10 protein-coding genes are annotated in these 16,038 nt (G+C 42.2%); 9 read left to right on the top strand and 1 reads right to left on the bottom strand.

Going from position 1 to position 16,038, the window contains the following annotated elements:
- Window positions 1-14: 14 nt before the first annotated feature.
- Genes DUL71_RS08375 through DUL71_RS08360 form a run of 4 tightly spaced genes read left to right on the top strand, consistent with a single transcriptional unit; the run spans window position 15 to window position 5,083 of the window.
- Window positions 15-2,105, top strand: a complete 2,091-nt coding sequence (locus tag DUL71_RS08375) for a HEPN domain-containing protein (protein WP_114937683.1) — start codon at window positions 15-17, stop codon at window positions 2,103-2,105.
- Complete coding sequence (cobA, locus tag DUL71_RS08370) at window positions 2,105-2,890, top strand: uroporphyrinogen-III C-methyltransferase (protein ID WP_114937682.1); 786 nt, start codon at window positions 2,105-2,107, stop codon at window positions 2,888-2,890. The genes DUL71_RS08375 and cobA overlap by 1 nt, the downstream gene beginning before the upstream one ends.
- A complete protein-coding gene (locus DUL71_RS08365) occupies window positions 2,868-4,376 on the top strand; it encodes a TSUP family transporter (protein ID WP_114937681.1) in 1,509 nt (502 codons plus the stop codon). The genes cobA and DUL71_RS08365 overlap by 23 nt, the downstream gene beginning before the upstream one ends.
- Window positions 4,373-5,083, top strand: coding sequence for a phosphoadenylyl-sulfate reductase (locus DUL71_RS08360; protein WP_114937680.1), 711 nt, complete (start codon window positions 4,373-4,375; stop codon window positions 5,081-5,083). The genes DUL71_RS08365 and DUL71_RS08360 overlap by 4 nt, the downstream gene beginning before the upstream one ends.
- A gap of 328 nt (window positions 5,084-5,411) precedes the next feature.
- On the opposite strand, the gene DUL71_RS08355 is transcribed toward DUL71_RS08360, so the two are convergent.
- Window positions 5,412-8,363 (bottom strand): TonB-dependent receptor, encoded by a 2,952-nt coding sequence (locus tag DUL71_RS08355; RefSeq protein ID WP_114937679.1) that lies wholly within the window; start codon window positions 8,361-8,363, stop codon window positions 5,412-5,414.
- A 338-nt stretch (window positions 8,364-8,701) separates the two neighbouring features.
- Between DUL71_RS08355 and proB the strand changes: the two genes are divergently transcribed.
- The 5 genes from proB (at window position 8,702) to DUL71_RS08330 (ending at window position 16,034) form a co-directional block, all read left to right on the top strand.
- Window positions 8,702-9,781: a glutamate 5-kinase gene (gene proB, locus DUL71_RS08350; RefSeq protein ID WP_112566511.1), complete on the top strand. Its 1,080-nt coding sequence runs from the start codon at window positions 8,702-8,704 to the stop codon at window positions 9,779-9,781.
- Window positions 9,782-9,786: 5 nt separating this feature from the next.
- Entirely contained in the window at window positions 9,787-11,034 is a 1,248-nt protein-coding gene (locus tag DUL71_RS08345; protein WP_114937678.1) for a glutamate-5-semialdehyde dehydrogenase, read from the top strand.
- A gap of 786 nt (window positions 11,035-11,820) precedes the next feature.
- Complete coding sequence (gene mnmA / locus DUL71_RS08340) at window positions 11,821-12,909, top strand: tRNA 2-thiouridine(34) synthase MnmA (protein WP_114937677.1); 1,089 nt, start codon at window positions 11,821-11,823, stop codon at window positions 12,907-12,909.
- A gap of 233 nt (window positions 12,910-13,142) precedes the next feature.
- Entirely contained in the window at window positions 13,143-15,536 is a 2,394-nt protein-coding gene (topA, locus tag DUL71_RS08335) for a type I DNA topoisomerase (RefSeq protein ID WP_114937676.1), read from the top strand.
- 93 nt (window positions 15,537-15,629) lie between these two features.
- A complete protein-coding gene (locus DUL71_RS08330) occupies window positions 15,630-16,034 on the top strand; it encodes a hypothetical protein (protein WP_114938498.1) in 405 nt (134 codons plus the stop codon).
- Window positions 16,035-16,038: the final 4 nt, after the last annotated feature.

The following is a 16,038-nucleotide window of genomic DNA, read 5'->3' as shown; positions in this document are numbered from 1 at the left end:
TTAATATATAAAATATGCAGAGCTTCAGAACGGAACTGGAGAACCCGATTGTTGAGAAGGATATTATAGATCTTGAAAAAAAGATCCGTGCTTTTCGTGAAGGTAAAATTCATGACGAAAAGTTCAGGAGCTTGCGTTTGGCACGTGGTGTATATGGCCAGCGCCAGCCGGGTGTTCAAATGGTACGCATTAAACTTCCATTTGGTAAAGTTAGCTTTAAGCAATTACTGAAAATAGCCGAGATTTCTGATGAGTTTGGAAGCAGCAACCTGCACCTGACTACCCGTCAGGATATTCAGATCCATTATGTAAGTCTTGACCGTACGCCACAACTTTGGGCCAAACTCGAACAGGACGATATCACCCTGCGTGAAGCCTGCGGTAATACCGTACGTAATGTTACTGCCTCTCCTACTGCAGGTATCGACCCGAAAGAGCCTTTTGACGTTTCTCCATACGCTTACGCTACATTTGATTATTTTCTGCGTAACCCGATATGCCAGGAAATGGGCCGTAAATTCAAGATCTCGTTTTCATCAAGCGATGAGGATACAGCCTTTTCTTATATTCATGATATTGGCGCTATCCCGAAAATAAACGCCAATGGCGAGCGTGGTTTTAAAATTCTGCTTGGTGGTGGTTTAGGCGCGCAGCCTCTATTGGCAAACATTGTAGAAGAATTTTTGGCCGAAGATCAGCTGATCCCTTATATCGAATCGGTGATCCGCGTTTTTGACCGTTATGGCGAACGCAACAACCGTAACAAGGCCCGCATGAAATACCTTATCCAAAAATTAGGCTTGGATGAAGTATTACGTTTAACCAAAATTGAACGTACGGCCAACAAGGTAAAATCATACCCTATTAACCGCGACGCGGTTGATGCTCCGGCTTTGCCACCAACCGATAGCTACCCTGAAGTAACTATCAGCAACCCGCTCCGTTACGAGCAATGGCTGGCAACGAACGTTTTTGAGCAAAAGCAAGAAGGCTTTTATGGCGTATATATAAAAGTACCTGTAGGCGATATCTCTTCTGATACTGCACGTGCACTGGTTAAAACTTTAGAGCCGTTGGTTGGCAACGAGATTCGTATTACCCAAAACCAGGGCTTGCTATTAAAATACGTTCAAAAAGAAGCTTTGCCTGCTCTTTACGAAGGCTTGGCTAAGCTTGAACTGGCAGCACCAGGCTTTGATAGTTTGGCCGATGTTACTACCTGTCCAGGTACAGATACCTGTAACCTTGGTATCTCGAATAGTATGACCATGGCCCGCGTACTGGAAGACCTGATCTATAACGAGTACGAAGATTTTATTTATAACCGCGAAATCAAGATCAAAATAAGCGGCTGTATGAACTCATGCGGTCAGCATGGTTTAGCTCACATTGGTTTCCACGGCAGTTCGCTTAAAGCAGGCACAAAAGTATTGCCATCGGTACAGGTGATGTTAGGCGGCGGTACTGTTGGCGACGGCGTTGGCCGTGCTGCAGAAAGGGTTATCAAAGTACCTACCAAACGCGCTACAGATGTATTAAGGTATTTATTAAACGATTATAAAGAGTTTTCGCCTGAGGGTGAAACTTACCATGAATATTACGACAGACAGGGTAAAGATTATTTTTACCGTTTGTTGAAACCACTTGCCGATCTGACGACCCTTACCGACGACGAATACATTGACTGGGGCCACCAGGAAACATTTGTTACCGCTATAGGTGTAGGTGAGTGTGCCGGTGTTATCATAGACCTGGTTGCTACCCTATTGTTTGAATCAGAAGAAAAACTGGGCTGGGCCAATGACGCTTATGCTGACGGCCGTTGGGCTGATGCTATTTACCACGCTTATAACGTATTGGTAAGTTCGGCAAAAGCTTTATTGCTTGACAAAGGCATTAACAGCAGCACCCAGGCAGGTGTTATCCGTGAGTTTGATGCTCAATACGTTGAAAAAGGCGAATTTGAGTTGAATGGCACTTTTAACGACCTGGTTTTACAGATCAACCAAAACGAACCATCGCAAGAGTTTGCTACGGCCTATATAGCTCAGGCAACCGAATTTTTAAGCAGAAGCAAGGATAAGAGAGAGGCGCTTGTACAATAATGACCGATACTAATAAAACTATAAAAGAACCTCGCATTACACTTGTGGGCGCTGGCCCCGGTGATGCCGATCTGATAACGATTAAAGCCATCAAAGCTTTAAAAACAGCAGATGTTGTTTTGTACGATGCTTTAGTTAATGAAGAGCTGTTGGAATACGCTCCCGAAAACTCAACTAAAGTTTATGTAGGCAAACGTTCCGGCGATCATGCCTTTTCCCAAGAAGCCATTAATAACCTGATGGTTGACTACGCTAAAAACTACGGGCACGTGGTTAGGTTAAAAGGCGGCGATCCCTTTGTATTTGGTCGTGGGTATGAGGAGCTGCTCATTGCAGCTGATCATAATATACCGGCGTCGGTTATTCCGGGCATTTCAAGTTCTATAGCCGTGCCCGAATTACAGCAAATTCCTGTTACACACCGTGGTTTGAGTGAAAGCTTTTGGGTGGTTACAGGCACCACCGCAAATGGTAAAATCTCGAACGACCTTATAGACGCTTCACGTTCAAATGCTACTGTTGTAGTTTTGATGGGCATCCATAAATTGGCCGAGATTACTGAAATATTTAAGTTACAAGGCAAGAACAAACTGCCGGTTGCCGTTATTCAAAACGGATCGACTGCAGAGGAAAAAATAGCTGTTGCTACGGTTGATACCATTGTTAATGCCGTTGAAGAAAATAGGATCTCCTCACCTGCACTTATTGTATTGGGCGAGGTTGTATCGCTTCATCCAAAATTCCAATTGATAAAAGAGGTTTATGACGTTGTTGCCAGGGGATAAAAGTTTTACCAACATTCAGGACGAAAAACAGGAAGGCAACCAGCTTTTTCCTGTTTTTTTGAAACTGAATGACCTGCATACCGTGCTTATTGGTGGCGGTAATGTTGGTTTGGAAAAACTCACCGCGGTACTCAACAACAGTAATCAGGCTCGCGTAACTGTTATTTCACGTGATTTTTTGCCCGAGATTCATAGCCTTGCATCTCAATATACAGGCATTCGTGTTATTCAAAAATCATTTACGGATGATGACCTGAATGATGCCGACATTGTTATTGCCGCAACTAATGACAGTGAACTTAATAACTATATCCGCACTGCCGCTCACGACAGGAAACTGCTGATCAATGTAGCCGACAAACCTGCATTATGCGATTTTTACTTAGGATCGATAGTGCAAAAGGGCGACCTGAAGCTGGCCATATCTACCAACGGAAAATCACCTACTGTGGCAAAACGATTAAAAGAAGTATTAAACGAAAGCCTGCCTGCCGAGCTTGATATCACTTTGCAGCAAATGAGCGAACTGAGAAATACCCTTGAGGGTGATTTTGCCGACAAGGTAAAAAAACTAAACAGCGTAACATCTGTACTGGTTGAGCCAAAAGCCCCCAACCGGAAAAATTTTATCTGGTTGATCTGGTCTACAATCATCTTATCGTTGGCCATTGGGATAACGGCGCTTTATCTTAAAGAGCCCAACTTTAAAAACTTTGTAACCGGCATCGACCCTATCTTTTATTACTTTTTAGGAGCCGGCTTTGTATTTGCTATGATTGACGGGGCCATAGGCATGTCATACGGTGTAACATCAACCACGTTTTCGTTAACTATGGGCATCCCGCCGGCTTCGGCCAGTATGGGGGTACACCTTTCAGAAATTATGAGCTGCGGCATAGCCGGTTGGATGCATTATCGCATGGGTAATATTAACTGGAAGTTATTTAAACTATTGGTTGTTCCCGGTATCATAGGCGCGGTTACAGGTGCTTATCTCCTATCATCGCTTGAACATTACGCAATGTATACTAAACCTATTGTATCAATTTACACGTTGATATTAGGTATAGTGATATTCAGGAAAGCGTTCAATACACAAAAGAAAAAATCTGCTGATAAAGTAAAACGCATTTCACTGCTTGGTTTGGGCGGTGGTTTTATTGATGCTGTTGGTGGTGGCGGCTGGGGATCAATCGTGTTATCTACACTGATCGCAGGCGGCCGTAGTCCCCGGTTTTCATTAGGTACTGTTAAACTTTCCCGCTTTTTTGTGGCCATAATGGGATCAATAACCTTTATTGCCATGGTAAGCAGCGATCATTGGCAGGCTGTAGCTGGTCTTATTTTAGGTAGCGCCCTTGCTTCACCAATCGCCGCCAAGATTTCCAACAAAATTTCAGCAAAAACCATTATGGTTGCCGTATCAGTTATCGTTATCCTGATCAGCGTCCGTTCTATTCTTAAATTCTTTGTTAAGATACCATGAGCTCAGCTTTAGAAAATGTACAACAACACATCAATGGCCTTGGCCCTGTTGAAGCGCTCACCAAACTGGCTGAGCTTTTTCCGGGTGAAGTGATCTTTTCTACCAGCTTTGGCTGGGAAGACCAGGTGATCAGTCACATCATCTTCAGCAATAATTTGCCTATAAAAGTATTTACACTTGAAACAGGCAGGCTTTTCCGCGAAACATACTCGGTTTGGGCGGCTACCATGAACAGGTATCAAAAACCTATTCATGCCTACTATCCAAATAATGAGTTGCTGGAAGAAATGGTAAGCAAAAAAGGACCCAACAGCTTTTACGAATCTGTAGAAAACCGTAAGGAGTGCTGTGGGATCCGTAAAATTGAGCCTTTGAAAAGAGCTTTGAAAGGAAACAAGATCTGGATAACCGGTATCCGTGCCGAGCAGTCTGTTAACCGACATGATATGCATGACCTGGAATGGGACGAGCAAAATCAATTGGTAAAGTTCCATCCTATTTTTAGCTGGACGCTTGATGAAGTGAAAGCTTACGTTAAACAATACAATATCCCGTACAATTCATTGCATGATAAAGGTTTCCCGAGTATTGGCTGTATGCCATGTACCCGTGCAGTAGCCGAAGGCGAAGATTTTCGTGCCGGTCGCTGGTGGTGGGAAGATCAATCTAAAAAAGAATGTGGATTGCATGAGGTAGCAAAACCTTGATGAACAGGATTCAAGGATTACCTGATTTTGCAAGTCGGTACTATTACGCTCCCCGAATCCTAAAATAACGTTTCCGGAATAAAGACGCTTTTTTTTATACGTAGGTCAACTTGGTCGCAAGATCGGTTGGCCTTTTTTATTCAATTGTTTTTTTTGATTATTATGATTGCACCGATTTTTCTTGCAAGTCACATACAACGATAAACTGAGAATAATCCGCATAAAACTCAAGGTAATCCTCAAATCCTAAGAATCATGGTTCAAAAAAAGGGATGGTCACTAATTGCGACCATCCCCTTACAAACTATATAAAACGTAATAAAAGTTCTTATTTGTTATTGTTGGTATTACCTGCTAATAAACCATCAAGCGTTACCGATACATAGTACAAGCCGCCAATGGTTGGGCCACCTGCGTATTGGTAGTACCTTTTGTTAAAGATGTCTGTAGCACCTAACTTAAATGTTGCATAGTAAGCAGGAACACGGTAAGTAACCTGGGCATCAACAGTTTTGATTGATGGTACTGTACCGGTAACCAGCGGGCTCTCCCACAGGTACGATTGTTGCCATTTGTAAACTACGTTAAAGCCTAAGTTTTTAACTACTTCGCGGTTACCAAACGATACGTTTCCAGACCACTCAGGCGTGTTAAAACCGGTAACAAATATATCTGATGCAGTTTGAGCCTTTAGTTTATTGAAACTTACGTTACCTGATACTGTATAATGCTGGTAGAAATTATAGGTAACACCTGCCGATGAGCCATAGTTATGGTAGATATTCTTAGCATTAGTGTAAACGCGGTACCTGCTTTGGCCCTGGCTGGCGGCGTTGCTGGATGTGCCGGTTGTAGGGTCGCGGTTAATATCAAGCATCGATAGCACAGCAGCATCAGAACCTACAGTAGCCCCATTGGGCACAAATACCTGTACCTGACCAAGAAAACCATCGTAACGGTTAGTATAAGCATCAATATCGATAAATACTTTGTTATCTGCTACAATACCTTTATAACCAACCTCAAACGAAGTGATCTGTTCAGGGCGAGCCGGAGGCAGGTCCGCCACTTTTAACAAGTTGCGATTAGCCAAAGCCGCCTGATCTGAACCACCTGCAGCATTTACAGCGGCATTGAATGCCACTACCGATGTTTGCGTGTAGCTGTTACCAAGATAACCTAAACCTTCATTAATGAATGGCAAGCTGCCTACACGTTTTACGCGCCCGTTATTAACGTATGATAATGCTTCGAATAAAGATGGGAAGCGATAGCCGTTCTGGAAAGTGAACCTGAAGTTATGGTTTTGGTTAACAGTATAAACTGCTGCTAAACGCGGGGTAAATTTAGGATCGAAGTATGGGTTACGGTCCCAACGGATAGAGCCGAATAATTTCAACTTCTCGTCGAAAAAGGTCTTGGTAACCTGGGTAAAGGCGCCATATTTTTTGTAGATCACATCTTTGCCGAAAGTACCATCGGCAAGCGGAGTGTTCCTGTCTGCAATCGGGCGGCTAAAATCTACGAAGTTGTTACCATCGGGCGTAATGCTGTAAACGCGTACATCGGCACCAACCAACAGATCAACAAATTTAACCTTATCAGTTAAATCCCATTGAGCCTCGCCGTTGTACATATGGCTTTTTTGAACCAATGCGGCACCACCAGTAACAGGTGCATTAGGAATCAGGCTCGATTTGATATCCCAGTTATTAATACCAATGATGGTTTTACGCAGAGCGTCAAACTCAGGTGTCCCCGGCTCAACACGGCCTTTATCAGCGGCAGCGCGTGCAGCTTGCTCAGCCGCTGCAAGGTTTGCAGAGGTAAGTACGCCACCATTATAGGCTTTTAAAGCATTGCCGTATAAGGTACCCCAAGCCGAGTTGCTTGCATGGTTAAGATCGAGATTGTCTGCCAATGGCTTTACGTTGAATGAGTTACCTGTATTCTCGATAGATTCGTAACCACGTACCAGGAAGTCTTTTCCTTTTAACTCAATTTTATGATTCTGAACGGTAGCTCCTTGCAACGAGATCTTATTACCACGTTGAAATACTCCGTCCAACCTGCCGTAGCGGTAGGTGTACGATAAGATGGTGCTTGGTGTTAATTTATAAGACAGTGTACCATCTAATTTTAAGTTTTTTACGTGCGGGTCAACCAGGTCAACTTCATTGTAACCTGTACGTGCAACGGTTAGATTAGGGCGGGCTTTACCGTCAACAGTAATACCTTTTATTGATACCGTGTTACTGCCCGCAAGCGCGTCATCACCATACTTATTCCAGCCATCATAAGCTGCGTTGCTTGTGCCTGTTAGTTCAGGATAAGCTGGGTTTGCAGATTTCAGGTTAGTTGGGTTCTGATCTAAACGGGTATCCGACTGCCAATCCTGCCCTTGCATGTAGCTAAAGTTCACTTTAACGGCAAACTTATCATTAAATGCTTTGGCATAACGTAAAGCATCTTCGGTAATTGAACTTGCGCCTAAACGGTCGTTACCTACATGGTTAACCGCCTGGCGATGATAAAAGCTTAAACCTTGATATTTAAAAGGATCTTTAGTGAACAGGTTTGATAAACCGTTAATTGCATTGGTGCCATAAAGCGCCGCAGCTGCTCCCGGAGTAATTTCAACACTGGCAATATCCAGTTCGGTTGGACCGATAGCGTTACCCAGTGGTACGCCTAACGTAGCCGACTGCATATCAACCCCATCAACCAATTGCATAAACCTAAAGTTGTTAGGACTATTGAAACCGCGGGTGTTTGGTACTTTCAGGGTGATACTGGTGGTGGTCATTTGTACACCTTTAACGTTTTCAAGCGCATCGTAAAAGCTTGGGCCAGGCGATTGTTTCAATGCAGTAATACTCAGCTTTTCAATAGCAACCGGCGACCGAAGTAACTTTTCTTCCTTACGGGAAGCGGTTACTACTACCTCGTTAACCAATAAGGATTGTGTAGTAAGCGTGATATTTACCGCGCTATTGGCATTTTTTATATAAAATTCCTGTGGTTGGAAACCTACAGCTGTAAAAACAAGTGTGTATGGTAGTTTTGCGCTGGTAGTTAACGAAAATTTACCGGTTGTATCTGTTGATGTGCTATTAGTTGTGCCTTTTATGGATACAGTGGCTCCTACCAGCGGTTTTCCCTGGTCATCGCCTACTTTTCCGCTCAATATATATGAGCCATTTAATTGCGCGCGGCTTATACCCGGTAACAGTACCAGTAAGAGCACAATTATTTTAATTGAGTTTGTAAAAATTTTCATGAAGTAATTGGTGTGGTGGTTATTAAAATTGTGATTTCGGGTTTTGTGTTATTGTTGATGAGGTTAAATTCAACAACAACACCCTGCAGTTAGGAGCTGCATTTTTAACATGGAGTAATTGGCAATTGCATTGAAACGATACATTGTCTATAGAATTAGTCGACAAAAATATAAATTAAAAGCTTGCTGTCAAGGCAATTATTCAATTTTTTTGAGTTTTTGATGATTTGGCATTATTTCACTATAAAATCCATCACTTTAGTGGATATTTTAAAATAAACAAGACCTAATTACGCTCAAATTTGTAATATTGAAGCCTCAACCTCTGTACTCAGCTAATGGCTTTCAATTATCAACGCATCGTTATCAAAATCGGCTCAAATGTTATTACCCAGGAAAATGGTCTTCCCGACCAGTCACGAATAAAACATTTGGTTGAACAGATAGCCGCGATAAAAAAGCAAGGGATTGAAGTTATTCTGGTTTCGTCCGGTGCCGTAGCATCAGGCCGTAGTTTGATCACCGTATCAGAAAAATCGGATGCGGTTGCAGCCCGTCAGGTACTTGCTTCTATAGGACAGGTAAAACTCATTAATACCTACTCGCATTTATTTGAACAGTTTCAGATCCTATGTTCGCAAGTTTTGGTTACCCGCGAAGATTTCAGGGACAGGATGCATTACCTCAACATGAAAAACTGCCTTGAGGCCTTGCTACAATATGAGGTGATCCCGGTTGTAAATGAAAATGACGTTGTATCGGTAACCGAGCTGATGTTTACAGACAATGATGAACTGGCAGGCCTGATAGCTTCTATGCTTAATGCCAACGCCCTTATCATCCTTACCAATGTCGATGGTATTTATAACGGTGACCCTAAAGCAGCTGGTTCAGCAGTGATAGATGAGGTAAGCGGTAATGAACTTGATTTTTCAAGTTTCGTATCGTCAGGGCGTTCGCAATTTGGTCGTGGTGGTATGATCACCAAATCTACTATGGCACAAAAAACAGCCCAGTTAGGGATTTCGGTGCATATTGCAAATGGTAAACGGGACAGTATATTAACCGATGTGTTGGAGAATCAGGTTACACATACCCGTTTCATTCCTAATAAAACGGCATCGGGCAAAAAGAAATGGATTGCCCATTCCGAAAAATCGGCAACAGGCAGTGTATTGATCAACGCCGGAGCCAAAGCCGCCCTGATCTCAAACAAGGCAACCAGTTTATTACCTGTTGGTATTGTTGGCGTGATAACCGACTTTAAAAAAGGCGATATTATTAAACTGATTGACGATACTGATAAATTGATTGGCTTAGGTATTGCCGAATACGGTGCCGACAAGGCCCGTGAACGCATCGGCCAAAAAAACCAGAAGGCGCTGGTGCATTACGATTATCTTTACTTACAAGGCTAAATAACATGAACTATAACAGCTATTTTGATAAAGCACGTGAAGCAAGCCGCAAAGCAACCCTTGCCCCTGCCCTGATCAACAAGGTTTTGGAAGATGTAGCTGCTGAAGCAATTGCCCAAAACGAATATATCCTGGCCGAGAACCAAAAAGACCTTGACCGCATGGATTCGGCTGATCCGAAATATGACCGCCTTAAACTCACTGCGGATCGTATTAAGGGTATTGCCGGAGACATGCTAAGTGTGGCCAAATTAGATAGCCCGCTTGGGAAACAGCTTTCGGCTACAGAAATGCCCAATGGTTTATCCATATCAAAAATACGTGTGCCACTCGGCGTTGTGGGGGTGATATATGAAGCGAGACCAAACGTAACTTTTGATGTTTTCGCGCTTTGCTTTAAAACAGGTAACATCAGCGTACTAAAAGGTGGCAGCGATGCCGATTTCTCTAACAGGGCCATCATTTCGGTTATCCATAAAGTATTGGAGAAACATGGTGTTGATGTAAATGTCGTCACATTACTTCCGGCCGAACGGGAGGCTACCACATCCCTGCTGAATGCTATTGGTTATATTGATGTACTCATCCCAAGGGGAAGTCAGTCACTGATTGATTTTGTACGCGATAATAGCAAGGTACCTGTTATTGAAACCGGCGCAGGGATAGTACATACCTATTTTGATGAATCAGGCGATCTGGAAAAAGGTGCTGAGATTATTGCCAATGCTAAAACCCGTCGCGTAAGTGTTTGCAATGCTCTGGATTGTTTAATTATACACTCTGCCAGGTTAAATGACCTGCCACGCTTATCACATATCTTAAAAGAAAAAGAAGTAGAACTCTTTGCAGACGAGCGTGCTTTTGAAGCACTCCAAAATGGTTACCCGAACAGTTTGCTACATGAAGCCAGTCCGGAACACTTTGGTACTGAATTTCTTTCAATGAAAATGGCTATCAAAACGGTAGATTCATTTACCGAAGCGCTGGAATATATAGCCATAAACAGTTCCAAACACAGCGAAGCCATTATCTCCGAAAGTGCTGAAAATATCGCTCAATTTTTGAATGATGTTGATGCCGCCGCCGTGTACGCAAACGTATCGACAGCATTTACTGATGGTGCTCAATTCGGACTTGGTGCCGAAATAGGTATAAGCACCCAGAAACTTCACGCTCGCGGCCCTATGGGGCTTGAAGAGCTTACCAGTTACAAATGGCTGGTTAAAGGCAACGGACAAACCCGTAACCCGTAAACTATTATCCTGAAAATCTTTATTGCATAAAAAAGGTGCTTACTACGTATAGTAAGCACCTTAAACGTGTTATTCTCTATTGTTTTGCGTTTACTTTATTAAGTAGTTGGCTGCAGCAATAAAGCAGATAATCACCAGAATCACGCCCTGTAATTTTTGTTCTAAAGTCAATTGAGTTAACATATTTTTATTAATTAGGATATAGCAAATTTATAATGTAATAGGTCTGTTACAATAGGCGATATCATTTTTACATTATTTTTAATAAATAATACCACCTGTTTTTATAATAGTTAAACCGACATTTATTATTTAAAATTTTAGCAACAAAAACGCCTGAATATTGAATTCAGTGTACCATTTACACCCCGTTTTTATGTAACATTTTTAGCATAAATGCTGGTTTGAATGCAATGTTTAATTGGTTTTTATTTGTTGGGGTTTTACGAATGCATCTTTACACCGGTTACACTAAGCCATTGAGATTCATACTCCTTATATGTTTAAACGCCACCTATATTAAGCCAATGTTAAGGTTATTGCCGTTGAAACATTTAACTTATATTAAGGAAATAATAAACATCATATAGCTTTCTTGGCAAGATGTATTACGCCAAGGGGTTTAATCACACTTGAGTTTTACTTTATATACGAATTATAAAGCACTGAAAATAAACAATAATTAACTATTAATTAACTCAGCAAGGGTTCGATTGCCACACATTTTACCCTATACTGACTAAGGGTATATTAACATAAAAATCAAATAGGTATCTTTGCAAAATTATGAATAAGCACGGTAGGATATTAGTGGCAATGAGCGGCGGAGTTGATAGTTCGGTAGCGGCAGTGATGCTGCATGAACAAGGCTATGAGGTAATTGGTTTAACCATGAAAACCTGGGACTATGCCTCATCTGGCGGTAGTTCAAAAGAAACCGGCTGCTGCAGTCTGGACAGCATTAATGATGCACGCGCCCTTGCTGTTGGCTATGGCTTTCCGCATTATATATTAGATATACGTAATGAGTTTGGTGATTTTGTAATTGATAACTTTGTTGACGAGTATCTGGCGGGCCGTACCCCCAACCCATGCGTTTTATGCAATACGCACATTAAATGGGAAGCACTATTAAAACGTGCCGATAAGCTCGATTGTGAATTTATAGCCACAGGGCACTATGCAAACATCCGTTTGCAGGATAATGGCCGTTACGTAATTTCAAAAGGTAAAGACACTAATAAAGATCAATCATACGTATTGTGGGGAGTATCGCAAAAAAACCTTGCACGTACTAAATTCCCCTTGGGCAGCTTTTCAAAGCCCGAGATCAGGCAAATGGCGCTTGATATGGGACAGATTGAACTTGCCGGTAAAAGCGAAAGCTATGAGATTTGTTTTGTGCCCGATAACGATTACCGCTCGTTCCTTCGCCATAAAGTTGAAGATTTGGATGAAAGGGTTGGCCCGGGCAATTTTGTGCTTTCAAATGGCACGGTTGTCGGTAAACACCAGGGCTATCCTTTTTATACCATCGGTCAGCGGAAAGGTTTGGGCGTGGCATTAGGTCATCCAATGTTTGTAATGCGTATCGACCCTGAAACCAATACCGTTGTTTTAGGCACAGCCGATGAACTGGAGCGCAAACAGGCTTGGGTAAGGAACCTCAACCTTATTAAATACGAAACTATAAGCGAGCCACTTGAAGCTATTACTAAAATACGCTACAAAGATGCCGGCACACAAAGTTCTATTCTTCAAATGGGCGAACATATGAAGGTTGATTTCCATCATAATGTATCCGGCATAGCTCCGGGCCAGTCTGCGGTATTTTACGAAGGTGATGACCTGCTTGGTGGTGGTTTCCTGATGTAAATATCCTTTTTCCCCTTAATATTTTAAGTTGGAAATATGAATTGAACAATTGCTTGTTATCAATTTATTAAGATAAAAGCAATTGTTTTATCATAATGTTATTTTCAAAGGCATTTTAACATTATTTCTTCAACTTAAAGCCCAATAAGCATTCATTTTTTGCACCTTTTACTAAAAACTAATTGGTGTTTCGCTTACTTTATGTTTTATTTGCAAAAACTAAAACTGATTAAATGGCCAAAAACTTACTGATAGTTGAATCACCTGCAAAAGCTAAGACCATTGAGGGTTACCTTGGTAAGGACTTTACTGTAAAGTCCAGCTACGGGCATATCCGTGATCTGGTTAAGTCGGAAGATGCAATTGACATAGCTAATAACTTTAAACAGAAATATGAAGTACCTGCGGATAAAAAGCAGGTAGTCACCGAGTTAAAGAAGTTAGCTAAAGAAGCCGAAATGGTTTGGCTTGCATCGGACGAGGACCGCGAGGGTGAGGCCATTTCCTGGCACTTGTTTGAAACGCTGGATTTGAAAGATACTCATACCAAACGTATTGTTTTTCATGAGATCACCAAGCCGGCTATTTTAAAAGCGATTGATACACCACGTAAAATTGATTATAACCTGGTTAACGCCCAACAAGCACGTCGTGTTTTAGACAGGCTGGTAGGTTTTGAGCTTTCCCCTGTTTTGTGGAAAAAGGTAAAACCTTCACTTTCCGCAGGCCGTGTACAATCAGTTGCGGTAAGGCTTATTGTTGACCGTGAGCGCGAGATTAATAGATTTAAATCAGAAGCAGCATTTAAAATAGTAGCCATATTTGGTAAAGGTAAGGAAGCATTCAAAGCTGAGTTGCCTGAGCGTTTTGCAAAACAGGAAGAAGCTGAAAAGTTTTTACAGGATTGTATAGCTGCCGATTTTGATGTAAAATCGTTAGATACACGCCCAACCAAACGCTCTCCTGCCGCACCGTTTACAACATCGACGTTGCAACAGGAAGCCAGCCGAAAGCTTGGCTATTCGGTTGCACGTACCATGCAGGTTGCTCAGAGACTTTACGAATCGGGATACATCACTTATATGCGTACCGACTCAGTAAACTTATCGGAACTTGCTTTGAACTCCGCCGCGAGCGAAATTGTATCTGCTTACGGTGAAAAATACCATCAGCAAAGAAGGTATAAAACTAAAAATGCCAGTGCCCAGGAAGCGCACGAAGCTATCAGGCCTACGTATTTCAATAATCATACTATTGATGGAGAATCATCAGAAAAACGTTTATATGAACTGATCTGGAAGCGCGCCATCGCATCGCAAATGAGCGAAGCACAGTTTGAGAAAACCACTGCAAAAATCAGTATATCAACCCGTAGTGAAGACCTTGTAGCTAATGGCGAAGTAATGAAATTCGACGGGTTCCTGAAAGTGTACCTTGAATCAAACGATGATGAGGATGATACACAACAGGATGGCGACAATACAATGCTGCCACCTTTAACCAAAGGCCAACGATTGGCTTTGCAGGAAATGTCGGCAACAGAACGTTTTTCGCGCCCTGCAGCCCGTTATACAGAGGCCAGCCTGGTAAAAAAACTGGAAGAGCTGGGTATCGGCCGTCCGTCAACCTACGCTCCTACTATTTCAACCATTCAAAACCGTGGCTATGTAGTTAAGGAAGAGCGCGAAGGCAAGCAACGTAACTTCAGGGTATTAACACTGAAAGCAGGCAGCATCATTAAGGAAGAAAAAACAGAAAATACCGGCGCAGAACGCGGCAAGTTGTTCCCAACTGATATTGGCGCTGTTGTAAATGATTTCCTGGTACAATATTTTAAAGATATCGTTGATTTCAACTTTACAGCCAGTGTTGAAAAGCAATTTGATGAGATAGCTCAGGGACTCAAAGAGTGGACAGACATGCTCCACGATTTTTATAACCCCTTTCACAAAGAGGTGGAAAGCACTATTGAAAAGGCTGATAAAGCTACCGGTGAGCGTGAATTAGGCAATCACCCGGAAAACGGCAAGAAAGTTTCGGTACGTATTGGTCGTTTCGGGCCTTTTGTTCAGATTGGCGAAACAGCTACTGACGATACCGAAGAGAAACCACTTTATGCAAGTTTGCGCAGTGGCCAGAGCATCGAAACCATCAGCCTTGAGGAGGCACTTGAGTTGTTCAAGTTACCAAAGGTAGTTGGTGAATATGAAGGCAAGGTAATGAAAGTGGCTATTGGTCGTTTCGGGCCTTATATTAGCCATAACAGTGCGTTTGTATCGTTGCCTAAAGAGATTGATCCGCATGATGTTACTGAAGAGCAAGCAATTGAACTCATCAACCTAAAGCGTAAAAAGGATGCCGAAAAGCTGATCAAAGCCTTTGATGAAGATCCGGATGTAAAAGTATTGAACGGCCGTTGGGGGCCTTATATTGAATTTGGCAAGCTGAATGTTAAGATCCCTAAAGATAAAGATCCTTTAACCCTTACCTACGAAGAATGCAAGGCCCTCGCCGATGCCACACCGAAGGATGCTAAAAAGGGACGCTTTGGTAAAGCTGCTGCAGCTGCCAAGCCAACCGCAACAAAAGCCCCTGCCAAGAAAAAAGCGGCAACAAAAAAGAAATAGTGAATGGTTGATTGGGTTGATCAGGTGAATGGTTTAGCAAGTATGCTTAGAACCTCTCACCTGATCAACCCAATTAACTTAATCGACCAAAATATGAAAAAAGACCTGCCCGAAAATAATGTAAAGGATATTGCTATCGCGGTAGCATTGGAGAGCGAGAGTGTAGAAAGTAAGGTATGGTATGTTTATCTCATTAACCTTAAAAATGAGCCGATTGAAAACGTGCTCATTACCTCGAGAGGTTATGGTGAAAAAGATGGCGAGCAGGTAAAAACCTCCACCCTGCGGCACATGATCCCAGTTGTTGACAGCAAAGCATATAAACTTATTGAGCCTATTGATGAGCAAACATTTGGCCTCAATAACGAGTATTGGCTGAGCTATTATATCGGTAAAGACATTTTCGATAAGAAGTTTATTTTCCTTCCTGAAAGCATTGTAGAGATGAATTTTATCAAGATCCCGGTTTTAAATAAGCCCGGAGTTATGATAAAATAATTTT

Source organism: Mucilaginibacter endophyticus (assembly GCF_003351025.1).
In the GTDB taxonomy this organism is placed as follows: domain Bacteria; phylum Bacteroidota; class Bacteroidia; order Sphingobacteriales; family Sphingobacteriaceae; genus Mucilaginibacter; species Mucilaginibacter endophyticus.
Note: the sequence above shows the minus strand (reverse complement) of the source record. Positions and strands in the feature narration are given on the sequence as shown.